The organism is Leadbetterella sp. DM7, from assembly GCF_040829825.2.
Lineage (GTDB): Bacteria > Bacteroidota > Bacteroidia > Cytophagales > Spirosomataceae > Leadbetterella.
In genome coordinates this window covers 32,838-58,025 of the sequence record NZ_JBFOLH020000005.1, presented here as the reverse complement: position 1 = coordinate 58,025, position 25,188 = coordinate 32,838, and the positions used below count along the sequence as shown (strand labels likewise).

The 25,188-nt window shown below is 49.0% G+C and carries 21 protein-coding genes; 7 read left to right on the top strand and 14 right to left on the bottom strand.

The window, feature by feature from the left end; translation table 11 throughout:
- Positions 1-82 precede the first annotated feature (82 nt).
- The 3 genes from AB2U10_RS07600 to AB2U10_RS07590 form a co-directional block, all read right to left on the bottom strand.
- Positions 83-2,458 (bottom strand): ABC transporter permease, encoded by a 2,376-nt coding sequence (locus AB2U10_RS07600; RefSeq protein WP_367915140.1) that lies wholly within the window; start codon positions 2,456-2,458, stop codon positions 83-85.
- A 211-nt stretch (positions 2,459-2,669) separates the two neighbouring features.
- Positions 2,670-3,347 carry an ABC transporter ATP-binding protein gene (locus AB2U10_RS07595; RefSeq protein ID WP_367915139.1) on the bottom strand — a complete coding sequence of 226 codons (678 nt, stop codon included), beginning with the start codon at positions 3,345-3,347 and terminating at the stop codon, positions 2,670-2,672.
- Between the two features lie 157 nt (positions 3,348-3,504).
- Positions 3,505-4,758: an efflux RND transporter periplasmic adaptor subunit gene (locus AB2U10_RS07590; RefSeq protein ID WP_367915138.1), complete on the bottom strand. Its 1,254-nt coding sequence runs from the start codon at positions 4,756-4,758 to the stop codon at positions 3,505-3,507.
- Positions 4,759-5,072: 314 nt separating this feature from the next.
- On the opposite strand from AB2U10_RS07590, the gene AB2U10_RS07585 reads away from it, so the two are divergent.
- Complete coding sequence (locus tag AB2U10_RS07585; protein WP_367915137.1) at positions 5,073-6,425, top strand: sigma-54-dependent transcriptional regulator; 1,353 nt, start codon at positions 5,073-5,075, stop codon at positions 6,423-6,425.
- Complete coding sequence (locus AB2U10_RS07580; protein WP_367915136.1) at positions 6,412-7,740, top strand: sensor histidine kinase; 1,329 nt, start codon at positions 6,412-6,414, stop codon at positions 7,738-7,740. The genes AB2U10_RS07585 and AB2U10_RS07580 overlap by 14 nt, the downstream gene beginning before the upstream one ends.
- 148 nt (positions 7,741-7,888) lie before the next feature.
- Here the strand turns inward: AB2U10_RS07580 and AB2U10_RS07575 are convergent, their stop codons facing one another.
- The 11 genes from AB2U10_RS07575 to rpsT all read right to left on the bottom strand — a co-directional run bounded on the left by AB2U10_RS07575 (position 7,889) and on the right by rpsT (position 17,182).
- On the bottom strand, positions 7,889-8,236 hold the full coding sequence (locus AB2U10_RS07575; RefSeq protein WP_367915135.1) for a DUF488 domain-containing protein: 348 nt from the start codon (positions 8,234-8,236) through the stop codon (positions 7,889-7,891).
- A gap of 4 nt (positions 8,237-8,240) precedes the next feature.
- Complete coding sequence (locus AB2U10_RS07570; protein ID WP_367915134.1) at positions 8,241-8,516, bottom strand: hypothetical protein; 276 nt, start codon at positions 8,514-8,516, stop codon at positions 8,241-8,243.
- 26 nt (positions 8,517-8,542) lie between these two features.
- Positions 8,543-8,722: a hypothetical protein gene (locus AB2U10_RS07565; RefSeq protein WP_367915133.1), complete on the bottom strand. Its 180-nt coding sequence runs from the start codon at positions 8,720-8,722 to the stop codon at positions 8,543-8,545.
- Positions 8,723-8,808: 86 nt separating this feature from the next.
- On the bottom strand, positions 8,809-9,090 hold the full coding sequence (locus AB2U10_RS07560) for a GNAT family N-acetyltransferase (protein ID WP_367915132.1): 282 nt from the start codon (positions 9,088-9,090) through the stop codon (positions 8,809-8,811).
- A 17-nt stretch (positions 9,091-9,107) separates the two neighbouring features.
- The gene (locus tag AB2U10_RS07555) at positions 9,108-9,494 is read right to left on the bottom strand and encodes a group III truncated hemoglobin (protein WP_367915131.1); all 387 of its coding nucleotides are present in this window, start codon (positions 9,492-9,494) and stop codon (positions 9,108-9,110) included.
- Between the two features lie 77 nt (positions 9,495-9,571).
- Positions 9,572-10,885 (bottom strand): TolC family protein, encoded by a 1,314-nt coding sequence (locus AB2U10_RS07550; protein ID WP_367915130.1) that lies wholly within the window; start codon positions 10,883-10,885, stop codon positions 9,572-9,574.
- Positions 10,886-10,973: 88 nt separating this feature from the next.
- Entirely contained in the window at positions 10,974-14,060 is a 3,087-nt protein-coding gene (locus tag AB2U10_RS07545) for an efflux RND transporter permease subunit (protein ID WP_367915129.1), read from the bottom strand.
- Positions 14,061-14,064: 4 nt separating this feature from the next.
- A complete protein-coding gene (locus AB2U10_RS07540; RefSeq protein WP_367915128.1) occupies positions 14,065-15,108 on the bottom strand; it encodes an efflux RND transporter periplasmic adaptor subunit in 1,044 nt (347 codons plus the stop codon).
- Positions 15,109-15,419: 311 nt separating this feature from the next.
- The gene (locus tag AB2U10_RS07535; protein WP_367915127.1) at positions 15,420-15,695 is read right to left on the bottom strand and encodes a rhodanese-like domain-containing protein; all 276 of its coding nucleotides are present in this window, start codon (positions 15,693-15,695) and stop codon (positions 15,420-15,422) included.
- Positions 15,696-16,140: 445 nt separating this feature from the next.
- Positions 16,141-16,839, bottom strand: a complete 699-nt coding sequence (gene radC / locus AB2U10_RS07530; protein WP_367915126.1) for a RadC family protein — start codon at positions 16,837-16,839, stop codon at positions 16,141-16,143.
- An 85-nt stretch (positions 16,840-16,924) separates the two neighbouring features.
- Entirely contained in the window at positions 16,925-17,182 is a 258-nt protein-coding gene (gene rpsT, locus AB2U10_RS07525; RefSeq protein ID WP_367915125.1) for a 30S ribosomal protein S20, read from the bottom strand.
- Positions 17,183-17,336: 154 nt separating this feature from the next.
- Between rpsT and AB2U10_RS07520 the strand changes: the two genes are divergently transcribed.
- The 5 genes from AB2U10_RS07520 to AB2U10_RS07500 all read left to right on the top strand — a co-directional run bounded on the left by AB2U10_RS07520 (position 17,337) and on the right by AB2U10_RS07500 (position 25,185).
- Positions 17,337-18,239 (top strand): glycerophosphodiester phosphodiesterase family protein, encoded by a 903-nt coding sequence (locus AB2U10_RS07520; RefSeq protein WP_367915124.1) that lies wholly within the window; start codon positions 17,337-17,339, stop codon positions 18,237-18,239.
- Positions 18,240-18,244: 5 nt separating this feature from the next.
- Positions 18,245-19,567 (top strand): amidohydrolase, encoded by a 1,323-nt coding sequence (locus AB2U10_RS07515; RefSeq protein WP_367915123.1) that lies wholly within the window; start codon positions 18,245-18,247, stop codon positions 19,565-19,567.
- On the top strand, positions 19,557-20,177 hold the full coding sequence (locus tag AB2U10_RS07510; protein WP_367915122.1) for an L-threonylcarbamoyladenylate synthase: 621 nt from the start codon (positions 19,557-19,559) through the stop codon (positions 20,175-20,177). The genes AB2U10_RS07515 and AB2U10_RS07510 overlap by 11 nt, the downstream gene beginning before the upstream one ends.
- A 320-nt stretch (positions 20,178-20,497) precedes the next feature.
- Positions 20,498-23,674: a SusC/RagA family TonB-linked outer membrane protein gene (locus AB2U10_RS07505; RefSeq protein WP_367915121.1), complete on the top strand. Its 3,177-nt coding sequence runs from the start codon at positions 20,498-20,500 to the stop codon at positions 23,672-23,674.
- A gap of 20 nt (positions 23,675-23,694) precedes the next feature.
- On the top strand, positions 23,695-25,185 hold the full coding sequence (locus tag AB2U10_RS07500) for a RagB/SusD family nutrient uptake outer membrane protein (RefSeq protein WP_367915120.1): 1,491 nt from the start codon (positions 23,695-23,697) through the stop codon (positions 25,183-25,185).
- Positions 25,186-25,188: the final 3 nt, after the last annotated feature.

Genomic DNA, 25,188 nt, shown 5'->3' with positions numbered 1-25,188 from the left:
TTGTAATTTCGTTTTTCTGACGGGTCGTATTCTGCTTTCGGGAAAAACGACTTCACGAAAAAACAACTTTACGACTTTACAATTACTCCGTTCTCAAACTCTTCACCGGGTTAACCAGGGCTGCTTTGATGGCCTGGAAACTGACCGTTAATACAGCGACCAGCAGGGATATTGCCCCGGCCAGGGCAAAAATCCACCAATCCAGGCTGATGCGGTATTCAAAATCTTTGAGCCATCCGCTCATAAAATACCAGGCCAGGGGAGAGGCGATTACAAAGGATATGCCCACCAGCTTGAGGAAACTCCGGGTTAACAGTACCGAAATACCGGATACGCTGGCGCCCAGCACCTTCCTGACACCGATCTCCTTGGTGCGGCTGGCGGCCGTATAAGCCGACAGCCCGAATAAACCCAGGCAGGATATGAACACGGCCAGTATTCCGAACAGCAGGGACAGCTTCCCGATGAAACGGGTGTTCTTAAACATGGCTTCGTACTGGTCGTTCAGGAACCGGTATTCAAACGGGTAGCTGCTATCTATTTTCTTTACACCGTTTTCAAGGTCTTTCAGCTTATTTTCATTCAATTTAACGTAGATACTTCCATCCCATGACGCCACGTCGTGCGGAGACATCGGGTAGAAAAGCACCGGCTGGTCAGCGGCGTACAGGTCGTTGAACAGGAAAGGCCGGGTAACACCCACGATGTTCATGCTCTCCTGCCCGCGGTAGAGTTTCCGGCCGGCATGGCCTTCTTTTCCCATCAGCCGGGCAAAGGCGTCGTTGATAAGTACATTGTTTCCTTCATTGTTAACTTCGTCGTAGAAATTCCTTCCTTCGGCGATCTTCACATCCAGAAGCGGCAAAAAGCCGGCATCTACCCCGATAAAGCTGATGAGCGGATTCTGGGAATCATCTTTGCCCGGCCAGCTGAATCCGCCTCCATTGGAATAAATGCCCAGGATGCTGGAGGTACCCACTCCTACCCCTGAGGCAGTGCCGTCGCTGATCAATGTCTGCTTCAAAGCCTCGAAATTGGCTTCCAGCTTTTCAGAAATGCCTATAGAAACCACGTTGCTGAGGTCATAGCCCAGCTCTCTTTTGCGTACATGGTTAATCTGGGTATAAATCACCACGATAGCAATGATCAGGACAATAGCCGATGAAAACTGCACTACCACCAGCCCTTTGCGGAACAGCGAGGCGCCGTCTACCCGGTTACCGACAAATTTCTTTTTAATCGCATGCAAAGGATTAAAGGAAGAAAGATACAAGCTGGGGTATGATCCGGCCAGGATTCCGCAAAACAGTCCTGCCGCCATCAGGGTCAGCAGGTTTTCAGTACGGAATACGTTAAAAGACAGGGGCATTTCCAGCATTCTTCCGAAGGCAGGAACAAGCAGGTACAAAGCCAGAACGGCAATCAGCATCGCTATCATCACGGTGAGCATGCTTTCAAACATAAACTGGCCGATGAGCTGCGTGCGGCTGGCGCCCACTACCTTCTTCAGCCCGATTTCCTTTGCTCTTTTTTCACTCCGGGCCGTGCTCAGGTTCATAAAATTGATGCAGGCAATGATGAGAATGATCACCGCTATGGTAGAAAATATTTTCAGGTACCGGATATTCCCTTCCGAAGGCTGCTCAACACCGTTTTTGAAGCTGTTGTAGACCGTAGTGCGCAATAAGGGATAGAGGAAAACCTCGTGGCTGACCTGGTTTTCCGTTTTATTTTTTATGAAAGGTCGTAGCTTCCGGTTGATGTCAGTGGCTGAAGCCTGCCCGTCAAGCGAAGCATAGGTCCGTATTCCGCATTGCCCCCAGTAGCTCCACGACCGCACAAAGCTGCTGTCCTGGAAACCCTTGTTCATGGATACAATAAAACCCGGTTTCAACGTGATGTTATCATCGGGAAAGTCATATACTTTCTTGATCGTAAAAAGGTCATTCTTATTGAAGCTCAGGGTGCGGTTGATGGGATTTTCATGACCAAAAAAGCTTTCCGCCATTTTGGCCGAAATGGCTATATGGGTAGGATTGGCCCCCGAATAGTCGCTGGCCTGCTGTAGAACAGGGTATTTAAAAATATCAAAGAAGGAGCTGTCGGCGTATAAGCCGTTTTGTTTGATAAATTTGTCTTCCAGGCCAAAAGTACCGCCGAGATCAAGTGTACGAACCACTTTTTTAAAGCCGGGAATCTCTTTGCTGATGGCTGGAGCCAGCGGACCGGACGTGGCGCTGAATGTCATGATGTCATTGCCGTACTGCTGGTTGTTTTTGATGATGTAGATATTCTCCACACCGGCAAAAGCCCGGTTGGTCTGCAGGTTATAATTGACCCACAAAAATATGAGGGCAGCGCATACGATGCCCACGGCCAGCCCGAGGATATTCAGGAAAGAAAAACCCTTATCACGAAGCAGGTTCCTCCAGGCAATTTTGAAATAATTCTGTATCATCGGTTATTCATGTTAAATCCCTGCGGGATTATGATCAATGGCCACTCTTCGCGGGATGAACCCCGGTTCCGTGGGTGAATCCCGATCCCGTGGGATAAATCCCGAATCCCGTGGGATAAATCCCGAATCCCACGGAATAAATTCCGAACCCCACGGAATAAATTCCGGTGCTATGTATGTTACGTTCCTGCGGAACGGTGTGATCGGGGCGTCAGGTCAGTATATTTTCGGTTACGGTTTGGCCGTCCAGCATCCGGATGATCCGGTGGCTGTATTTGGCATCGTGCTCGCTGTGGGTTACCATGATCACGGTAGTGCCCTGCTCGTTCAGCTCGGTGAGGAGCTGCATCACTTCGTTCCCGTTGCTGCTGTCGAGGTTACCGGTAGGCTCATCGGCCAGGATAAGCTTGGGGTTATTCACTACGGCACGGGCTACGGCTACCCGCTGCTGCTGTCCGCCGGAGAGCTGCTGCGGGAAGTGATTACGGCGGTGCATGATCTGCATCTTGTCGAGCACTTCATCCACCCGTTTTTTCCTGTCGGCCGGCTTTACACCGGTATAGATCAGGGGCAGCTCCACGTTTTCAAAAACAGTCAGCTCATCAATCAGGTTAAAGCTCTGGAACACGAAGCCGATGTTATGTTTGCGCAGGTCAGCCCGCTTGCGTTCGTTGTAGCCCGCAATCTCCGTACCGTTGAAGATGAAGCTGCCGCCGTCAGGGTCATCCAGCAGGCCCAGGATGTTCAGCAGCGTAGACTTACCGCAGCCGCTGGGGCCCATCACGGCTACAAACTCCCCTTCTTTCACTTCCAGTGACAGTTTGTTCAGGGCAATGGTTTCTACCTCTTCGGTGCGGTAGTACTTTTCTAAATCCGTAATCTTTATCATAAGTTTTGTTTTTTAACCATTCAAGACAGAAATAATTAGTGAAAAACTAAAAGCTAAAAGTTAAAAGTTAAAAAACATTTAGTGATTATATGACAGCATGTTCCTTAACTTTTAGTTTTTCACTGTTCACTTTTAACTTATTATCTACCAGGTTTTGTCATTCCTTCAGGATCAGCTCCTGGATATCCCCAAAGTTTTCGTAGCTCGAGGTGATCACTTTATCACCCGGCTTCAGTCCGCTGATCACCTCGTAGTATTCCGGGCTCTGGCGGTTAAACTGCACATCTGCCTTGTACGCGGTTTTCCCGTCTTCACTTACTTTAAATACCCAGTTACCGCCCGTTTTCTGGTAAAAGCCTCCCCGCGGTAAAAGCGTGGCGGTGGTTTCATCGCTCAGCGCCAGGTTAACCTGCAGGGTTTGCCCGCGGCGGATGTTGCCCGGTGCTTCACCCGTAAATTCCATATCTACCTGGAAGCGACCGTTGGTCACCTGGCTGTATACTTTTTTCACCTTCAGCTTGTAGGGTTTCCCGGCTATGGTGACCTCCCCGGCCAGGTCAGTATAAATACGGTTGATATAATGCTCGTCAATGTCGGCCCTGACCTTAAACCCGTTGGTCACGTCAATCTGTCCCAACCGCTCGCCCTTATTCTTCAGCTGCCCGATCTCCGCATCCAGCGATGTAAGCTGCCCGTCAATGGGTGCACGCACCACCAGGTCACCTACCTTTTTCCGCATAAGCTGCAGGGTATTCTGCATTTTAGACAGCGACTCCCGGTCCTGGCTTTGCATCAGCTTGATCACTTCATCGTCCTGCTTCAGTATGTCATCGGTCAGCTTTTTTCTCCTGACCTGGTAGTTGTAGGCATTTTCCGACTGCTGGAATTCCTGCTGGCCGATCACTTTTTCGGCATACAGCTTTTTATTCAACAGGTACACCCTTTCGGCTTCTTTGAGGGCGTTATCTACCTCTGCCATCTGGTTCAGCTTGCCAATGGTGTTTTGGGTGGCATTGTTCTTAGAGATGTTCATCTGGGTTAAAACGTTGTATACCTGGGTTTCCTGGCTGGCCAGGCTCAGCTCCAGGTCGGTATTGCCCAGCCGAAGAATGGGTTGTCCTTTTTTCATCATGGCGCCGTCGTCCACATACTTTTCTTCCACGCGCCCGCCCTCCATTACGTCAAGATAAATGGTGGTCAGCGGCATAACTACCCCGTTAACCGGTATGGTTTCTTTAAAAGGACCTTTGGTGACTTCGCTGATAGTGAGCCGCTCGGTATCTACATTCAGCTTCGAGCCGCCGGAGGTAGCATAAATGCTCCATCCGATCAGCCCGGCAACGCCTGCAATCCCGGCGATGGTCAGAATTCTCTTCGTACTCCACTTCTTCTTTTCAATCTTTCGATCCATAATAGCTTTTTCATAATTTGTATCGTCAAAATTAAGGTGAAAATCATGCCAAATTACAAAACACTCATTATCAGTACAATAAAATAAACCACCGGTCAGAAAGGTGTACGGTTTTGATACAACAGGTGTTCGGTGACGGTACAGTTTTCAGGTAGTTTGTGAGATAGGTAAAAGTGGTGTAATTTTGAGTTCCGAGTAGTGAGTTCCGAGTGGTGAGTTCCGAGTGATGAGTTCCGGGTGATGAGTTCCGGGTAGATAGCGGACAAAGTACCTACTCGCAACTCCCACCCCAAACTAATTTAAGTAAACAGCGAATGCTTTTAAAAAACGCTTCCATACTGGTCGTAGACGATGACAAAGACGTGCTCACCGCCGTAAGCCTTTTGCTGAAAACAGAGGCCCGGGAGGTGATCACCGAGTATAACCCGGAGAACCTCCGCCGCCTGCTGACCCAATACGATTTTAACCTGGTTTTGCTGGATATGAATTTTAAAAGCCCCATTCATACCGGCAATGAGGGCTTGTTCTGGCTAAAGGAGATCCGGAAAATAAGGCCCCAGCTGGATGTGATCATGATCACCGCCTACGGCAGTATTGACCTGGCCGTGAGGTCGCTGAAGGAAGGCGCCACCGATTTTATCCTTAAGCCCTGGTACAACGACAAGCTGATTGATCATATCCGTGAGGCCCTGGGCCGGAAAAAGCAGCAGGCCCGCGAAAAAGAACGGGAAAACAAGGGCCGGGAAGGAGAAATTGTAGGAAAATCAGATGAAATACGGAAGCTCTTCATCAAAATCAATAAAATTGCGCCTACCGATGCCAATGTGCTGATCCTGGGTGAAAACGGCACGGGGAAAGACCTGATAGCCCGGGCCATTCACCAGCAGTCGCTGCGGTCTGACAAGCCTTTTGTGAAAGTAGATGTGGGCGCACTCACCGAAAGCCTGTTTGAAAGCGAGCTTTTCGGTTACAGGAAAGGAGCTTTTACCGATGCGCGCGAAGACCGCGAAGGGCGTTTTGAAGCGGCCAACGGTGGCACGCTCTTCCTGGACGAGATCGGGAATATCTCTCTTCACCTGCAAACCAAGCTGTTAAGCGTATTGCAAAACCGGCAGGTAATGCGCCTGGGCAGCAACCAGCCTATCCCGGTAGACATCCGGCTGATCTGTGCCACCAATATCCCGCTGGAAGAGCTGGCCAATGAAGCCCGTTTCCGGAAAGATTTTGTTTACCGGATTCATACCGTAGACCTCCTTGTGCCCCCTTTACGGAAGCGTGAGGGCGACATTCCGCTCCTGGCCGGGCATTTTTGTGGTATTTACGGTGAAAAATACTTCAAACCGCATGTCAGCATAAGCGATAAAGCGTTAGACAAGCTGGCAACGTATCCTTTTCCCGGAAATGTGCGCGAATTGCAGTACAGCATAGAGCGTGCCGTGATCATGTGCGAAAACGATACACTTGAACCCGACGACCTGATTTTTCTCCCGCTCGAGGCGCCCCTCACAGAACAGGAGGAGAAAGATTTAAAGCTGAGCTCGGTAGAGAAGAACACCATCCTGAAAGTCATTGAAAAAAATAACGGAAACATCAGCAAGGCCGCTAAAGAGCTGGGTATTACACGAACAGCCCTTTACCGCCGGTTAAATAAGTATGAAATCGAATAATCTTTTCTGGAAATTACTTATACGCATACTTTTGCTGGTCGCGGCCATTACGGTGGCTGTATTTTGTTATTTCTCGAAGAATTACAACTACATCTTTGCTCTTCTTCTGCTGATCGTATACCAGGTGTACGAAATGTACCGTTTCCAGAAGAAGACCCACGATGAGCTGGAGCAGTTTCTCCTCTCCGTGCAGTACCGCGATTTCTCCCGTTATTTTGATATCTCGAAAGGCGACTCCGAGGTGCGTTTCCTTAGGCAGGGATTTAACGAAATTAATTCCACCATCAAAACCATCTCCCGCGAAAAAGAGATGCAGTACCTCTATCTCCAGAAGATGCTGGAACTGGTAGATACCGGAATTTTGTTATATAGAGAAGGAAGCGGGGAAGTTTTGTGGATGAATGAAGCATTGAAAAAAATGCTTGATATCCCTTTTTTGCGTACCGTTCACTCCCTGCAGAAAAGAAACCCGGCCCTGCACGAAGCCATTCTTTCGGTAAAGGCGGGCACTTCACAGGTGATCAACCTTTCCCGCAATCTCTCCATTTATAAGGTACTTCTTTCTACTACCGCGTTCCAGACAGAAAGCATTTATTTCAAGCTGGTAGCCGTGCAGAATGTGAACGAGGCCCTGGATGCGAACGAAGTGCAGTCGTGGCAGAAATTACTAAGCGTGCTTACCCATGAGATCATGAATTCAGTGGCCCCGATCTCCTCACTGGCCGATACCCTCAAAAAGCGCATCGGGATGGAAGACGACGGCAGCCTGCTCAACGACCTGGAACAGGGAATAGACACGATCAAGAACCGGAGCGAAGGGCTCATCCGCTTTACCGAAGCCTACCGGAACCTCAATAAGATCACTACCCTGCTCAAAAAAGAAGTGCTGGTGCGGGATCTCTTTGAGAACGTTTACCAGCTGCTGGAACCTACCCTGGAGCAAAAAGGGATAGAAATGGAGATTGTGCTGAAAAATACGAACCAGAGTGTTTTAGCCGATGCCCACCTGATGGAACAGGTATTGATTAACCTGGTGCTGAATGCCATAGAGGCCGTAAAAGATAAGCCGGAACCGCTGATCACCCTCTCTGCCGGGTCAGAAGGCAGCCGTACGGAAATCAGGGTGGCAGATAACGGCACCGGTATGCCGGAGGAAATACTGGATAAGATCTTTATCCCTTTTTTCAGCACGCGTAAAAAAGGCAGCGGTATCGGGCTGAGCATCTGCAAGCAGATCGTATTGTTGCACAAAGGCACGCTGCAGGTCAGGAGCAAGGCGGGTGAAGGAACGGTGTTTGTGATTTCGCTCAGTTAGGGGGAAAGATACGAGGAAGACCACTGTCACCTCGAGCGTAGTCGAGAGGTCGAGCGTAGTCGAGAGGCACCCGGTTCTTGTCAAGCCGCGCAGGCCGGGCCGCGCAGGCTCGAGGTGACAGTGGCACCTCACCGGAACCCGGAACTATCTACCTGGAACTGTCCAGCACCGCTAACAATACCCGGGCGTGGTTTATTTCCGGGTCGCGGGCGGCATAAAGAAGCGTAACGTTCTGCTGTTCAGCCAGCTCGCGAATCCGTTGGAGCTCCTCCCCTTTTGCTTTCAGCTCGGCTTTATATTTCCGGGAAAATTCTTCAAAATTCTCCATTTTATGGCCAAACCATTTTCGTAGCTCGTCAGAGGGGGCCACCTCCTTATCCCACTCGTTGAGGTGAGCTTTTTCTTTGGTTACTCCCCTGGGCCACAAACGATCTACCAGGATCCGGTAGCCGTCCTGATTCCCCGGTTCGTCATAAATCCGTTTGATCTGAATCATTTGATTAAAAATTCTTATATGGAGCGGCCTTTATCAATTTCAGCCCGTTAAGCTCTTTGATTTCCTTTACATTTTCAGGAGGTATTACTCCACGCCGAATCCAGTTAGTCACCAATTGGGTATCTTTGATATTAAATCGCTCACAATATCGTTTCACTGTCAGCCACTCATCCAGTTTGTAGGCTATACCCGCTTCATCCAAAAGGGCTTTAGCGCGTTCTGCCACAACTTCCGCACGTTCCAATGCTCTTTCCAGGCCGGTATTTTCTATTACTTCCATAGATTTCAATATTTTGTAAGGAGAACCTATTTAAGCCCCTCTTTAAGCTTTTCAATTAACTCTTCATTTTCCATTATCCTGTCCAGAACACGGTCCATTTCTTCATTTGTCAGGTTATTCCTTCGTGTTCTGTTTCTTAGGAAAAGTTTCAGATGACCATTTTCCGTTAAAAGCTCGGCAATTAGTTGGCGAATTCTTTCTTTCATTTATCATTGTGCAATTGCGGGATAGTATAAAGTTACAAAATGTTTCCTTACGAAACAAGTTTTTTTACAAAAAAGATTCTCCCCGGCTATTGCAGTACGTCTGCATATTTCTCCGAAGCGGTCAGTACCCGTTTGGCAAACGGGCATGCAGGAATGATCTTCAGCCCGTTTTCACGGGCGAAAGCCACGCCTGCGTCCACCAGCTTTTTCCCGAGCCCTTTTCCGTTCTGTGAAGGGTCTACTTCGGTGTGGTCAATCGTGATAAGACCCGATCCTGATTTGAAGTAGGTCATCTCCCCTACTTTAGAACCTTCTTCTATCACTTCGAAAGCTCCTTTAGTTTCGTTTGCAGTATGCCTGATTTCCATATTTGTCCTGGATGAAGTTATACCAGTGGGGTCAGGTTGTTCTCCCTGAAGTACGTAATTTTAGACAGGAACATTTCGGCCATCCGGCTTCCCTGCCACTTGGCTCTTTCGGCTTTATCGCCTTCAAAGAGCCCGTCTACGGTTCCGCTGAAAAGCATAACCCAGCGGTTAAAGTGCTCTTCACTCACCGGCATTCTCAAATGGGGCGGAAACGGGCTGCCAAAATAGGTATGCTCTTCCAGCAATACGGTCTGCCAGAAACGATACATCTTTTCCAGGTGCTCGGGCCAGCGGTCCTGTATTATCCCGTTAAAGATATCTTTCAACAGGTCATCCTCCCTTATCTTTCCGTAAAATGTATCTACCAACAATTGAATATCAGCCAGTTCTCCTATATCCTTCATATTGCTTTCCTATTTGCGACAAAATCATCGTAAATATACAACCTATTATGCGGTGACGCAAAATTTTGCATCTTTACTTACCGTATCAGTTCTCCGCTCAGGGTCAATAAATTCAGCTTGGAGATCCGCAGGTTGTATTCGGCGGCCACCAGGCGGTTCATGATGGTGTTAAACCGGGTCTGGGCGTCGTTGATCTCCAGGATGGTGCTGGCGCCCAGCTTAAACTTTTCAGCCGATATTTCCAGGTTTTCCTGGGCGGTGGCAATGTTCTGCTGCTCCAGCTCCAGGAGGCGCTTCTGGGTTTCGTACTGGTGATAGGCCGCAGTGATCTCGTTATCCAGATTGCTGATCAGCTCCTCGCGCCTGATCCGGAGGATATCCCCGTTGATCTTCGCCATCTCGATATTCTTTTTGATGAGCTTCCCGTCAAAGATACGCCACGAGGCGCTCAGTCCGGCAGAAAGGCCCGTGCTCTGGCTGTTGCTGATCAGACCGGCGTTATTGTAGTTAAAGTTGTATCCGAAGCTGCTGTTCAGGTTAATGGTAGGTTTGAGGTAGGCCCGGGCTTCTCTTTGTTCCAGCTGGTTAATTTCTTCCTGTTTTTTCAAGGCCAGGAATTCGGGATTCTGGCTTTTGGCCTGCGCTTTCAGGTATTGCAGGTCAAACATCTGGTAGTCCTGCGATTCGCCCTCCACCTTAAAATCAATGTTCGGATCCCTGGCCAGCAGGCGGTTGAGCTCAATTTTGGCATTCCGCAACTGGATTTCCAGGTTGGTCTGGTCGGTCAGCTGGATGGTGAGGTCGGCTTTAGACTGCAGGAAATCCAGCTTCGATCCCCGCCCTATCTGCCACCTTTCTTCGGTAAGGGTTTGCCGCTCTTCGTAATAGCGGATGATCTGGTCAATAAACGCCAGTGTGCTCTGCAGTCGCTGGATATTGTAATAGGCCTCCATAACGCTGCTAACGGTGTTCTGGAGCACCAGCTGCCGTTGAATTTCCGAGAGTTGTCCCAGAGACTTCAGCCGGTCAAAAGCGGCATTCATACGTCCGCCGTTATAGAGGGTATATTGAAGTGCCAGGGCGGTATTGGGCGATGCCGAGGTACCGAACCGGTTGATAACCCGCCCGTCAATAAAATTCTGTTGCACCTGGTTAAAGGTAGAGTTCACACTGGTGTTCCAGTCCAGTATGGGGGTCATACCGGCGTTTCCCTTAAAAATGCGGTTATTGGCCAGGTCTACCTGCCGCTGTGCCACCCGGATACCGTAGTTATTTCCGAGGGCCACTTCAACGGCGTTGTCGAGGTAAAGGGTATCACCCAACTGTGCATTCTGGGCAAAAGCAGCAGTGGTTAAAGTAGTAAAAAGGAGGGTTACTAAAATGCTTTTCATTGTTTGGTTACTATCAGCTTTGATCTGTCAGCTGCCGGCCACCTGCTTCGCCGTACAGGGAAGCGGGTGGCCGGCAGCTGATCGCTATTTATGCTTCTGCCATTTCATCAATGGCTTTCATTCTTTCAAAGTTCTTTTCTCTGCTCAGGTAAATATACATGGCCGGGATCACATACAGGGTAAGGATCAGCGACATGACCAGTCCACCGATCACCACAATACCCATTGATCTCCGGCTGGTACCGGCGGCTCCGAGGGCAGCGGCAATGGGCAATGCACCGAAGGCCGTGGCCAGCGTGGTCATTAAGATAGGGCGCAGCCGGAGTACGGCCGACTCAAGGGCAGCTTCGGCCTTGGAGTAGCCCCTTTCCCGGAGCTGGTTGGCAAATTCCACGATCAGGATACCGTTTTTGGTTACCAGACCGATCAGCATGATCATACCGATCTGGCTGAATATGTTGATGGTCTGATCAAACAACCAGAGGGAGAGCAAGGCTCCGGCAATGGCCAGCGGTACCGTACACATGATGATCAGCGGGTCAATAAAGCTTTCAAACTGCGCTGCCAGGATCAGGAATACCAGCACAAGGGCCAGGCCGAAGGAGAAGAGCGTATTTGATGAGCTCTCGGCGAAGTCACGCGAGGAGCCGGTCAGCACTGTCCTTATCTGGCTGTCATTCAGCTGATCACGGATGGCATCCATGGCCTTGATCCCGTCAGAGATGGTCTTGCCCGGCGCCAGGCCGGCGGTAACGGTGGCACTCATGTAACGATCGTAGTGATATAGCTGAGGCGGGCTGCTGTTTTCCACCACGCTCACAATATTATCCAGCTGAACCAGGTTACCAGCGGCATTTTTAACGTGCATGCTTTTAATATCGAGCGGTGCGTTACGGTCGTCTTTTTCAAACTGCCCGATCACCTGGTACTGCCGTCCGTTCATGGTAAAGTAGCTGAACCGCTGGCCGGAGAAGGCCAGGTTCATGGTCTGGGCCACATCTGCCACGGCCACGCCCAGGCTTTTGGCTTTTTCCCGGTCAATGTATACCGAAAGTTCCGGCTTGGTAAATTTCAGGTCAACCGTAGAGATAGGGAAAGTAGGGTCCTTTTCAACGAGGTCCATGAACTTAGGCAGGTATTCCCGCATTTTCTCCAGGTTGGGCGCCTGGATAACATATCCTACCGGCAAGCCACCCCTCCGGCTTACCGAAATGGTCTGCTGCTGGTTGATAAAGCTTCTTCCTATGGTAAAGCCTTTGGTGAGGTTGGTCAGGTAATTGGCGATCTCGTCCTGCGAGCGGTGCCGCTCACTTTTATCGGTCAGCATCACCCGGCCGAAGCCGGTATTGGCCCCTCCCGAACCTCCGAAGCCCGGTGAAGTCACAGACATGACCCCGGTCACTTCCGGAACGGAGTCGCGGATGACCGCCGTTACCTTTTGTATAAATGCATCCATGGCGTCATACGACATCCCCTCGGGTCCCAGGAAGTTCAGCGACAGGCTGCTGCGGTCATCCAGCGGGGCCAGCTCTGAATTCAGCCGGCTTCCGAAGAAAAAGAGCATGCCCAATACCACCAGCATGATGGGTGCCACCATCCATTTTTTGGAAAGGAAGTTAGACAGGCTGGATTTATAGCTGCTTTCCATCTTCTCAAAGTAGGGCTCAGTGGCTTCATAAAAACGGGTTCTCTTGATCTGTTTCCGGTTCAGGTAAGCGTTCAGCATAGGCGTTAGCGTCAGGGAAACAAATGCCGAGATCAGTACGGCACTGGCCAGCACCACCCCGAATTCCATAAACAGCTTACCCACAAAACCTTCCATAAATATCACCGGCAGGAAAACCGCCGCCAGGGTGATCGAAGTAGAAATTACAGCAAAAAAGATCTCGTTGGCCCCTTTGATAGAGGCCTCTATGGGGTTCATTCCCTCTTCAATTTTCTTATAGATGTTCTCCGTGACCACAATACCGTCATCTACCACCAGACCGGTGGCCAGCACCACGGCCAGCAGTGTGAGCACGTTAACCGAGAACCCGAACAGGTACATGATAAAAAACGTACCGACGAGTGAGACGGGAATATCGATCAGCGGGCGGAAAGCCACGATCCAGTCACGGAAGAACAGGAAAATAATAATAACCACCAGTACAATCGCGATAAGGATGGTTTCGGCCACCTCGGTCACCGACTGCTTGATAAAGGTGGTGGTATCAAAGATCACCCCCATTTTAATATCTTCGGGGAGCGTTTTCTCTATTTCGGCTTTCCGTTTATAGGCTTCTTCGGCTATGTCGAGGTAATTGGCGCCCGGCTGCGGCTGAATGGCAATCCCGTTCATGGGAATCCCGTTCAGGCGAAGAATGGTATCGGGATTTTCCGCGCCCAGCTCGGCATAGCCGATGTCGCGAAGCCGCACAATGCTTTCCCCCACATTCTTCACGATCATGTTGTTGAAATCGTCTACCGTGGTAAAGCGGCCGATGGTTTTTACCACCAGCTCGGTGGCGCTTCCCTGGAGCTTACCGGAGGGCAGCTCCACGTTTTCCCGGTCAAGCGCCGCACGTACATCCTGGGTAGTTACTCCCAAACCCGTCATTTTGGCGGGGTTCATCCAGATCCGCATGGAATATCTTTTCATACCCCATACCCGGATCTCACTCACGCCTTCAATGGTTTCCAGGCGGGGAGCGATGGTATTTTCTGCAAAATCAGACATTTCCAGGATTCCCCTCCTGTCGCTTTGCAGGCTGAAAGAGAGAATGGCATCCGAGTTGGCATCGGCTTTTCGTACCACCGGCAGCCCGTCAATGTCGCGCGGGAGCTGCGATACGGCTGACGTCACTTTGTCGCGCACATCGTTGGTGGCCTTCTCCATGTCCATGCCCAGGTTAAACTCCACCGTGATGTTCGAGCGGCCCTGGTTAGATGACGATGACACCGAGCGTATGCCTTCCACGCTGTTCAGCGCTTTCTCAAGGGGTTCGGTGATCTGTGACTCAATAATGTCTGCATTCGCACCGGGGTAGCTGGTGCTCACGTTAACAATAGGCGGATCTACCGAGGGGAATTCTCTTACCCCCAGGTAATTAAACCCGATAACCCCAAACAGCATGATCATGAGGTTAAGCACAATAGCCAGTACGGGTCTCTTGATCGATAAGGTTGAAATTGACATATCTTTAGTTCGATGCTACCGGATCACCGGCCTTTAAAGTAATTAAACCACTTGTAATCAGGGTATCGCCCGGGCTAAGTCCTTTCAGGACCTCCACTTTGCTGACGTCGCGGAAACCGGTTTCCACTTTCACGATCTCTGCCTTGCCGTTCCGCTTCACAAATACTTCCATCCCGTCTACCACAGGAATAACGGCCTCGGTAGGCACCATGATAGACCGGCTGCGCCTGATGTCTATGGTTACGTTAACAAACATTCCCGGAATCAGCGTATTGCCGGGATTCTGCGCCAGCGCCCTGACTTTCAGTGTTCTTAAGCTAGCGTCAATAGACGGGTCAATAGCCGCCACCGTAGCCGTATGCACTTCAGGAGAGCCGTCTGTCTTAAACTGAACGGTGCTCCCTACATGAATGTCATTAATATAACGCTCAGGCGTGGTAAAATCTATTTTTAAAGGATTATACTGGGTGAGCGTGGTGATCACGTTAGCCGGGGTAACATAGGCCCCCAGGGAAATATTCTTCAGGCTGAGCTTGCCGGTAAACGGTGCCCGGATCTCCGTGCGGCTCAGCTGCACGTTCAGCAGGTCTTTGTCGGCCTGCAGGGTCAATACCTTGTTTTGCGATATTTCGTATTCTTCTTTACTGATGGCATTGATATCGAGCAGTTTCCGGTGGCGGGCCTCGGTCTGGGCTGCCAGCGCTTCTTCGAGCTCAATTTTCTTCAACTGGGCCAGGATGTCATCGTCTTTGATTTTAGCAATCAGGAAGCCCTTCTGCACGAGGCCCCCTTCAGGTATGTTCAGGCGGGTAATGATACCCGATATTTCGCTCCTGATCTCCACAAAATCATTGGCCAGGGTAGAGCCCGACGCCGATATAACACTGGAGCTCTCTTCATACCCCACTACTACGGTATTCAGCTTGGGGCCTGAAGATTTCTTACCTCCTCCGCCCGGCGCTGCTTTATCCGGTTTGTCACTAAAAAACAGGAATTTTCCTGCAATAAGGGCCAAAATAAGCAGGCCCGCGTAAATCAAAGGTCTCATAACGATGCTTAAGGTTCAGCAAACTTAGGTTAAGATGCTAAAATAGCATTATTCTGCTCAAAAGCGGCAGCCTTGTGGATAATTATATTCATTTCATAGACAAAAAATAGATTTCTGTCCGCCTAACTTATTATTCTTCTTTTGAAACTCTTTTTTTTCTATTAGTTTTGCAGATATAAAGATTTTAACGTTATGTTCGGATATCAATTTCCTACCTGGTTACCGCTCTTATTTTTTGGAACGCTTCTGGTAAGCGCATTCTTTATGGGCAGGTGGCTTCTAAAAAATGACCGGAAATATAAAAGCTGATTTCAGGCTTCTATAATACCATGCGTCAGATGGAAGACCGGTATAGTGGGTAGTTTCTTCTGAAGAACTCTGGCCACTATACTGCTTCGTAATCCGTTCGAGCAGATCACCACCAGCTTCTCCTCTTTCTCCAGCTCAGGCAGGAAATAATTTATCTCGTGGGCAGGGATATTCCTTCCCCCTATATTGAAACCGGCGTATTCTTCTTTTTCCCTTACATCCACTATTTCAGTGTCTTTGAAGTTTTTTCTGAGTTCGCTGAGGGTTATTTCGGTCATGGTTTTTGTTTTTTGGGTGATTGAGACGGTGAGAGCTGTGGCCCATGCTCCCCGGACGGTGCCAGGGGTAAATCGGGTAATGCCCCTACGGGGCAGCAGGTGACGCAAATCGCTCACTTTCGCACGTTGTAAGCTCCCCGGCGGTGTCCAGGGGTAACTGAGTAATGCCCCTACGGGGCAGCAAATGCTCCAAATCGCTCACTTTCGCACGTTGTAAGCTCCCCGGACGGTGTCCAGGGGTAAACTGAGAATGCCCCTACGGGGCAGCAGGTGACGCAAATCGCTCACTTTCGCACGTTGTAAGCTCCCCGGACGGTGTCCAGGGGTAACTGAGTAATGCCCCTAAGGGGCAGCAAATGCTCCAAATCGCTCACTTTCGCACGCTGTAACTCTTCCGCAACTGTTCACTATTCACTGTTCATTGTTCACTATTCACTTTTCACTTTCAAAGAATCCCCTTATCCGCAAAGCTAAAATACCCTTCATTGGTAAAGATAATATGATCTGCTACCGAAATATCGAGGTAACGGGAGGCTGACTTGATCTTTTGTGTCAATACCATATCTTCTTCGCTGGGGTTGGCGTTTCCCGAAGGATGATTGTGGCACAGCAGGATGGCGCTACTAAGGTTCTGCAGGGCATGCCGGAAGAGGATCCGGGTATCTACAAAGGTACCGCTCACACCGCCGCTGCTGACCAAAACTGTTTTTACCACTTCCATTCTCCGGTTCAGGCACAGCAGCCAGAATTCTTCGTGCGACAGGTCCAGCAGGTACGGTTTCATGTGCTCATAGGCTGTTTCGGAGCTGTTTACCACAGCTTTTTTACCGGGTTCTTCTCTCTTTTTCCGGCGAGCCAGCTCCATGGCTGCGATGATCCCTGCAGCTTTGGCCTGCCCGATACCCTCTACACCGGTAAGCTCTTCCACGGAAAACCTGGCCAGCTTATTCAGGTCGTACCCTGCCATTTCCAGGATGATCTTTCCCAGGTCAAGGGCTGAATTCACTCTTGAACCTTTACCGATCAGGATAGCCAGCAGCTCGGCATCGGATAAGGCCGACCGGCCTTTCATGATCAGCTTTTCGCGGGGGCGGTCATCTTCCGCCCAATGTTTGATAGCAATTTTAGCGTTATTGTAGTACATACGGGATTTAGTTGCTCTGTTGAGCCCACAAGATATAAAAAAAGGCTGACTTCTCAGTCAGCCTGCCTTTAAAATCCTGTTATTTTTAAGCGGCAAGACCGTTCACATGCTTACTCAGCGATGACTTCAGGTTAGCTGCTTTATTTTTATGGATCACATTCTTACGGGCCAGCTTATCTACCATTGAAGATACGGTCTTCAGCAGTGCTGATGCTTCTATAGCGTCAGTCAGCGTTCTCAGTTTCCTGATAGCCGTTCTTGCTGTCTTATGCTGGTAGCGATTTCTTAATCTTTTCGCCTCGTTAGATCTGATTCTCTTAAGAGCTGATTTATGATTTGCCATTTCGTTCTATATAACTTTATCCATTTTTTCGAGGTGCAAATATACAAACTAATTTTAATACCCAACTACATTCTAAATAAAAAACATAAGATTTACATTAAAAAACAGACTTTTCGGATTAGTGCTTGTATATTTCCGCATAAAAATTGCTCTTATGCGTATACCATCAGGCTTCTTTAAAAGCGTCCGGGTACAGGGAAAAGCCCTGTATTTCGTCTTTTTCATCACCTTACTTACCGCCTGCCGGACCTCTTCTACCTTTATAACAGAGCCCCGGTCTGCACCGGATTATTTCACACCGGGAAACCGGCACTTCCCGATGGTATCGGTGCACAGGGGCGGCGGCGAGCTGCCCGGCTACCCCGAAAACTGCCTGGAGTCTTTTGAATACTTTGCCCGGCGGATGCCTTCCATCATTGAATGCGACATTGCCATGTCGCTTGACTCCGTATTGTATATGATGCACGATAACACCCTGGAAAGAACCACCACCGGCACAGGAAAAACATCGGAAAGAGACTGGGCGTACCTGCAGTCGCTTTACATCAAAGATAATTTCGGCACGGTAACGCCCTACCGGATCCCCTCATTGGACCAGGTACTGCAATGGGGCAGGAACAAGGTTCTGTTTACGCTGGATGTCAAGCGGAGTACCCCGTTTGAAAAGGTGGTCCAATCTGTCAGGAAAACCCGGGCAGAAAATTCAGCGGTCATTATTACCTACAACGCCACAGATGCACGGAAAGTATACGAGCTTGCCCCTGACCTGATGATCTCGGTAGGCATCATGAAGCAGGACGACTACGAACGGCTTCACCAGCTGGGTGTTCCTGACCGGAACATGGTGGCTTTCATCGGCGTGAACGAGCCCGATAAGACACTGATCACCTTCCTTCATGCCAAAGGCATTCCGGTAATTCTCGGAGTATTGGGAAACCTGGATAAAAAAGCTGCTGCTCAGGGCAATAAAGTTTATAAAAATTATATAGATTTGGGGGTGGATATATTGTCAACTGACCGGCCCGAAGCGGTGTACAGCGTCATTAAAAAACCTTGATCACTATGAAACAAAAACTACTTTACGGAATACTGCTGGGAGGTCTCGCCTTTCCTGCTTTCAGCCAGAATGCCCTCAAGCAAAAGGTACTGTCGGAATCGGACCGGATTGAAAAGAAGGTCATTGAATGGCGCCGCGATTTCCACCAGCATCCCGAACTGGGAAACCAGGAAGTACGAACCGCAAAGATTGTAGCTGACCACCTGCGCTCGCTGGGTATAGAGGTAACTGAGAACATTGCTTTCACCGGTGTGCTGGGCGTACTTAAAGGCGGTAAACCCGGGCCCGTGGTTGCTCTTCGGGCAGATATGGACGCCCTGCCGGTGACCGAACGGGTAGATGTACCCTTCAAATCGGTGGTAAAAACGGTGTATAACGACCAGGAAACCGGCGTAATGCATGCCTGCGGCCACGACAGCCATGTAGCCATCCTGATGGGCGTGGCCGAGATCCTGGCCGGCATGAAAAAAGACCTGGCGGGCACCGTTAAATTCATTTTCCAGCCGGCTGAAGAAGGCGTACAGGACAAAAGCGTAGCCTTTGGCGCAGACGGCATGGTAAAAGCCGGGGTGCTGGAAAACCCCAGGGTAGATGCCGTCTTCGGGCTGCATATCAACTCCCCTACCCCGGCCGGTATGATCACCTATAAGCCCGGTCCTACCATGGCTGCTGTAGACGAGATGGAGATTACCGTAAAAGGAAAGCAAACCCACGGGGCCTATCCCTGGGACGGCGTAGACCCGGTAGTGGCTTCTTCTCAGATTATCAACGGGCTTCAGACCGTGGTTTCCCGGAACGTAAAGCTGATAGAAGCCCCGGCTGTGGTTACCGTGGGGGCCATTCACGGGGGGATACGCCACAATATTATTCCCGAATCGGTTAAAATGATCGGAACGATCCGTACCCTTACAAGGGAACAACGGGTTTTCGTACACAAGCGAATTGAATCTATTGTCCGTAATATTGCTGCCGCCAACCAATGCGAAGCAGAGTTCAAGATCATTCCAGGCTATCCGGTAACGACCAACAACGAAGCGCTCACGCAGATGATGGTGCCTACCTTTATTGAAACCGTAGGAAAAGACATGGTAAAGGAAGTTCCGGTAGTGATGGGAGCCGAAGACTTCAGCTATTACCAGGAAAAAGTACCCGGCCTGTTTTTCTTCCTGGGCGGCCGGCCGAAAGATACGCCTGCCGAACAGGCAGCACCGCATCATACGCCTGATTTTTACCTCGATGAATCGGGCTTTAAAAACGGGGTACGTACCTTCTGTAACCTGGTCATCAACTACGCAGACCTGTATAACACCCAAAAGAATGGCCGCTGAGCTAATCGAAATAGTTCCGGGTAACCCCGATATGCGAAAAATCAACCGGGTAGTGGAATGCCTTCAAGACGGTGGGATAATTATTTATCCCACCGACACCGTTTATTCTATGGGGTGCAATTCCTACAACACCAAGGCGGTGGAAAAGCTTTGCAGGATCAAGGGCATCAAACCCAGCCAGAATAAATTTTCCATTGTCTGTCATGATCTGAGCGATATAGCCACCTATGCCCGGGTCTCCAATGAAGCCTTCCGGCTCATGAAGCAATACCTGCCGGGCCCCTACACGTTTATTCTCCCTTCTACCAATGAATTACCCCGGATTCTGCAAACCAACCGAAAAACCATCGGTATCCGGGTGCCCGATCATCCCATTCCCCACACGCTGATCCGGGAACTGGGCAAACCCATCATTACCACCTCCGTGAAGTACGATGACATCCTGGAATACCCCAACGAGATAGAAGTGATCTACGAAGAAAACCAATACCTGGCCGACATCATCATTGACGGCGGATGGAGCGGCATCATCCCTTCTACCATTATTGACTGTACCGATCCGAATCACTTTGAAGTAGTGAGAGAGGGTTTGGGAGAAGTGGAGCTGTGAAAACAATGAACAGTGAATAGTGGATAGTGCAGAGAGCGAGGAACAAAAATAGATAATCAGAAATAGATAAATAGATAACACGATACTATTGAGACGGGGTAATTGCAGCCGGGCGGGAGAAAGGTGGCAGCAGCCTGCTTTCAGGGTTATTTTTATCTTTCTACTCCCTCAGATACGGAACATCGTTCTAAAAAATGGTAAAAAAGCAATAATCCCCCCTAAAAAAATAAAGATTATCAACATTTGGGCTTCCAAATTGTTGTTATTTTGAATACTCTTTAGCAAATTTGCGAATTAACCAATTATAACTATTAACTTTTATGATTAAAAGAATTACATTACTCTTAGTAATGGTGTTCGTAGGTGTAGGGATAACCTATGGACAATCGGAAGTAAAAGGGGTGGTGAAAGCTGCCGATGACGGGTTAGGTATACCCGGAGTGAGTGTGGTGGTAAAAGGAACTTCTGCCGGTGTTTCAACTGACGCAGAAGGTAACTATGTCATCAGGAACGTACAGGCAGGTGCAACCCTGGTATTCAAAGCGGTGGGTTTCATTACACAGGAAATCGCCGTTAACGGAAGATCAGTGGTAAATGCTACACTGCAGTCGGATGAAAAAATGCTGGAAGAAGTGCTCGTAATCGGATACGGTACCGTTTCTGCTGACAAGCACGTGGGTTCATCTGCACAGGTTTCCGGAGATAAGATCGGTGATCGTCCTAACGCCAACGCATTAAATGCGATTATAGGCGCGGCTCCCGGTATCCAGGCTACCTCTTCTGGTGGTGCTCCCGGTTCTGCACCTGAAATCCGTGTCCGGGGCTTTGGCTCAATCAACGCCTCAAACAATGCGCTGTTTGTAGTTGACGGTGTACCTTATACCAATACAGATGGCAATACTACCAACATCAACCCTGAGGATATCGAATCTATTTCTGTCCTGAAAGATGCTTCTACTACTGCCATTTATGGTTCAAGAGGGGCTAACGGTGTGGTTCTGATCACTACCAAAAAAGGAAAGGCAGGAAAGAGCAGCCTGAACTTCCATGCATCAGCAGGTGCTATTTCAAGAGGTTTACCGGAATATGAAACCGTAAGCGCTCTTCAGTATTATCCATTGATGTGGGAAGCGTACCGCAACAGCCTTCAGTACGGACAGAAAATTCCTAAAGACATTGCCGGCCAGATCGCTGCAGGAACCCTGACCAGCTACAACGGTAATAATTACAGCGGTATTTACAACATGCTGGGATATAACCCCTTTAATGTGGCCAATAACCAGATTGTAGATGCCAACGGAAACCTGAACTCAAGTGCCAAATTGCTTTATCCTGAAGATCTGGACTGGGCTTCTGCCATTCAGACCGGTGGAAAAAGCCGTCAGAACTACTCTTTATCGTATGACGGAGGTACTACCAAAAATAATTACTACGCTTCATTCGGTTATACCAAAGAAGAAGGTTACCTGCTTAAATCGGCCATGGAAAGATGGACCGGTAGGGTAAATGCTGAATCACAGGCTACCAAATGGCTGCGTGTGGGTCTGAATATTAACGGTTCTTACCGCTTAGCTAGCGGTGCCCAGAGCTACTCAGGATCAAGCTACGTGAACCCGTTCTACTATTCAAGATATGCAGGCCCTATTTATCCTGTTCATGCACATGACCGTACAACCGGTGAGTACATCCTGGACGGTAACGGTAACAAAACCTATGACAGGGGAGACGGACGTCCTTATTCACCCGGTCGTCACGCCATCTGGGAAAACGAGCTGAACGAGAGATTTATCACTCAAAGCGCCATTGGTACCAGAACTTTTGCCCGGGTTACCCTTTTACCCGGTCTGACTGCTACTACCAACCTGAGCCTGGATTACCGTACCATCAACGACCGTGAATTCAACAACGGAGTCCTTGGTGATGGTGCCCCTGCAGGTAGAGCCTACAACGAATTCAACAGTGACAGATCTGTAACCTGGAACCAGTTGCTGGAGTACGAAAAGAACATTGGTAAAAACAACTTCACGTTACTGGGTGGTCATGAGTCGTATATGTACAAATACAACTACCTGCGTGGAGGTCGTTCAGGCCAGGTGGTTGACGGTGTGATCGAGCTGGTTAACTTCTCGGAAGTTTTATCGCTTACCGCTTATGAAGATAACCAAACCGTGGAATCTTACTTTACCCGTTTAAACTGGGATAATGACGGAAAATACATGGCTTCCCTTTCACTCAGAAGAGACGGTAACTCGCGTTTTGCTCCTGAAGTAAGATGGGCCAACTTCTGGTCAGTGGGCGGTGCTTACAACATTGTAAAAGAGAATTTCTTCAATGTAAGCTGGATAGATATCCTGAAATTAAGAGCTTCGTACGGACAGGTAGGTAACGACGCCGGTATCGGTTATTATCCTTATCACTCACTATATCGCTTAGGACAGAACAACGCAGGAACTGCCGGCTTTATCCAGGACAATATTCCTAACCGCGAACTGACCTGGGAAACTGCAAAGAACTTTGATATAGGTGTTGACTTCGGATTCTTGAACAGAAGACTGACCGGATCACTTGAATTCTTTAACCGCGAAACAGACGGCCTGATCTTTGGTGTGCCGGTTGCTTACCAGAACGGAGGGGCTACCAGTACTAACGGGTTCTCGATCAACAAAAACATCGGTAGCCTGTACAACCGCGGTGTGGAACTTCAGTTGAACGGAGTAGTGGTGAAAACCAAAGACTTCTCTTACAATGCTACCGTGAACCTGACTAGCTTCAAAAACAAGATCACCAAAATGCCGGATGATCAGCCGCTTATTATATCAGGAACCAAAGGTTACAGCGTAGGCCACTCGATCTATGACTACTACCTGAGACAATACGCCGGAGTAGATGAAGAAACCGGGGTAGCGCTCTACAAAACAGACAAGATCACCGCTAATACCAAAGTGGTAGGAAGTGATACCTTAACCAGCGTGATCGGAGAAGCAAACTACCGGTATAACGGTACCACATCTATCCCTGATTTTTACGGTTCAATGAATAATACATTGAAGTATAAAGGATTCACCCTGTCTGCGATATTTACCTTCCAGGTAGGCGGAAAAGTATACGATAGCGTTTACGGTAGCCTGATGAACTCCGGAAGTTACGGTAACGCCATGCACGTGGATATCCTGAACCGCTGGACAGAAAGCAATACCACCTCGAATATCCCGAGACTGGATAACGCCAGAAACGCAGACTTTACAGGAACTTCAACACGGTGGCTGACAAGCGCCTCGTACTTCCAGCTGAATAACATATCACTGGGCTATGATCTGCCTAAAGTAGCGCTGAACGCTATGAAAGCGAAAAGCGCCAGCGTATATGTAACGGCTGAAAACCTGTACCTGGGTTCTGCCAGAAGAGGTATGAACGTAACCGGAAACTTCAACGGTACTGTGGATAACAGCTACAACTTCAACAAAGTATTTACAGCAGGTGTTAAAGTAGGATTTTAATTTTATTTGAACAAAGAATTATGAAGATCAGAATATTTTTATCAACATTGGTTTTGATAGGCCTGATGACTTCCTGTGAAAAAGATTTCCTGGAAACCAAGCCTACCGATAAAACCTCTACGGCTGACGCCTTCAGCACTACTAAAAATGCATGGGCGGCAGTAAACGGGATTCACCGGTATATGTTCTCCCAGATTTTCGGACAGCAATCTCAGGGTGGACAGTCAGGTAATATGCTCTACATGGATATTTTTGGCGACGATGTGGTTTTCCCTAACGTATCCAACGGCTGGTTACTGAACGAGTACAAGTGGCTGGTGCACAGCAACCCTTCTGCTTATTCTAACCTATACAATTACGGTTTCTACTACGCCATCATTGGTAATGCCAACATGATCATTGCCAACGTGGAGGGTGCAGCCGGCGAACAGAAAGACAAAGACGCCATCAAGGCACAGGCCCTGACTTACCGGGCATGGGCTTATTTCAGCCTGGTTCAGCTTTTCGGAAAGCGTTATGTAGCCGGCCAGCCTAACAGTGACCTGGGTGTGCCGCTGGTATTGGAACCTACCACTGAGCCTGCACCAAGAAACACGGTAGCTGAAGTATATGCCCAGATCGACAAGGACATTGACGAAGCCATCGGCCTGTTTACTTCTTCCGGTTACAAGCGTCCTTCCAAATCGGATTTCGATGCTAACGTAGCCAAAGGAATCAAGGCCCGTATTGCTTTAACCAAGCAGGATTGGGCTACAGCTGCCCAGGCTGCTAAAGAAGCCAGAACCGGCTATACGCTGATGTCAAGAGCAGATTATGTAAAAGGGTTCAATAACTACGATAACCAGGAGTGGTTATGGGGTTCACGGATCATCCAGGCAGAAACCAACTATTTCTATTCGTTCTTCGCCTACATGTCTGTTAACTTTAACTCTACGGCTATCCGGGCTACTCCGAAAACCATTTTCTCGGTACTTTACAACAAGATTTCGGATACCGATATCCGGAAGACCCTGTTTGATCCTACCGGAAAAAATACAGCCGATTTCCCTCTGCCAACAAGCGCTTATTCAAGAGTACCTTACCTGCATAAGAAATTCCAGGTAGCTGACCCGTCAAGCAGTATCGGTGATGTTCCGTACATGCGGGCTGCCGAACTGTACCTGATCGAAGCGGAAGCGCTGGCAGCACAGGGCAAAGACAGCGAAGCGGCTACTGTTCTTCAGGAAATGGTAGTTACCCGTGACCCTTCTTATGTAAAATCAACCAAAACCGGTGCTGATCTGATGGATGAAATCCGTACTCAGAGAAGAATTGAGCTTTGGGGAGAAGGTTTCCGGTTCTATGACCTGAAAAGAACTAACTCTAAGCTGGACAGAAGAGGAGGTAACCACAATGCTTCTTATACCAACGGTCTGATGGAAGTTGAGGCCGGTGATAAGAGATGGCAGCTTCCGATTCCTCAGAACGAAATCGAAAGAACAAACGGACTGGTTGTACAGAATCCGCTGTGATTT

Excerpts from the sequence above, each read along its gene's own strand:
- AB2U10_RS07600 (WP_367915140.1), bottom strand. The coding sequence starts at position 2,458 with ATGATACAGAATTATTTCAAAATTGCCTGGAGGAACCTGCTTCGTGAT.
- AB2U10_RS07595 (WP_367915139.1), bottom strand. The coding sequence starts at position 3,347 with ATGATAAAGATTACGGATTTAGAAAAGTACTACCGCACCGAAGAGGTA.
- AB2U10_RS07590 (WP_367915138.1), bottom strand. The coding sequence starts at position 4,758 with ATGGATCGAAAGATTGAAAAGAAGAAGTGGAGTACGAAGAGAATTCTG.
- AB2U10_RS07585 (WP_367915137.1), top strand. The coding sequence starts at position 5,073 with ATGCTTTTAAAAAACGCTTCCATACTGGTCGTAGACGATGACAAAGAC.
- AB2U10_RS07580 (WP_367915136.1), top strand. The coding sequence starts at position 6,412 with ATGAAATCGAATAATCTTTTCTGGAAATTACTTATACGCATACTTTTG.
- AB2U10_RS07575 (WP_367915135.1), bottom strand. The coding sequence starts at position 8,236 with ATGATTCAGATCAAACGGATTTATGACGAACCGGGGAATCAGGACGGC.
- AB2U10_RS07570 (WP_367915134.1), bottom strand. The coding sequence starts at position 8,516 with ATGGAAGTAATAGAAAATACCGGCCTGGAAAGAGCATTGGAACGTGCG.
- AB2U10_RS07565 (WP_367915133.1), bottom strand. The coding sequence starts at position 8,722 with ATGAAAGAAAGAATTCGCCAACTAATTGCCGAGCTTTTAACGGAAAAT.
- AB2U10_RS07560 (WP_367915132.1), bottom strand. The coding sequence starts at position 9,090 with ATGGAAATCAGGCATACTGCAAACGAAACTAAAGGAGCTTTCGAAGTG.
- AB2U10_RS07555 (WP_367915131.1), bottom strand. The coding sequence starts at position 9,494 with ATGAAGGATATAGGAGAACTGGCTGATATTCAATTGTTGGTAGATACA.
- AB2U10_RS07550 (WP_367915130.1), bottom strand. The coding sequence starts at position 10,885 with ATGAAAAGCATTTTAGTAACCCTCCTTTTTACTACTTTAACCACTGCT.
- AB2U10_RS07545 (WP_367915129.1), bottom strand. The coding sequence starts at position 14,060 with ATGTCAATTTCAACCTTATCGATCAAGAGACCCGTACTGGCTATTGTG.
- AB2U10_RS07540 (WP_367915128.1), bottom strand. The coding sequence starts at position 15,108 with ATGAGACCTTTGATTTACGCGGGCCTGCTTATTTTGGCCCTTATTGCA.
- AB2U10_RS07535 (WP_367915127.1), bottom strand. The coding sequence starts at position 15,695 with ATGACCGAAATAACCCTCAGCGAACTCAGAAAAAACTTCAAAGACACT.
- radC (WP_367915126.1), bottom strand. The coding sequence starts at position 16,839 with ATGTACTACAATAACGCTAAAATTGCTATCAAACATTGGGCGGAAGAT.
- rpsT (WP_367915125.1), bottom strand. The coding sequence starts at position 17,182 with ATGGCAAATCATAAATCAGCTCTTAAGAGAATCAGATCTAACGAGGCG.
- AB2U10_RS07520 (WP_367915124.1), top strand. The coding sequence starts at position 17,337 with ATGCGTATACCATCAGGCTTCTTTAAAAGCGTCCGGGTACAGGGAAAA.
- AB2U10_RS07515 (WP_367915123.1), top strand. The coding sequence starts at position 18,245 with ATGAAACAAAAACTACTTTACGGAATACTGCTGGGAGGTCTCGCCTTT.
- AB2U10_RS07510 (WP_367915122.1), top strand. The coding sequence starts at position 19,557 with ATGGCCGCTGAGCTAATCGAAATAGTTCCGGGTAACCCCGATATGCGA.
- AB2U10_RS07505 (WP_367915121.1), top strand. The coding sequence starts at position 20,498 with ATGATTAAAAGAATTACATTACTCTTAGTAATGGTGTTCGTAGGTGTA.
- AB2U10_RS07500 (WP_367915120.1), top strand. The coding sequence starts at position 23,695 with ATGAAGATCAGAATATTTTTATCAACATTGGTTTTGATAGGCCTGATG.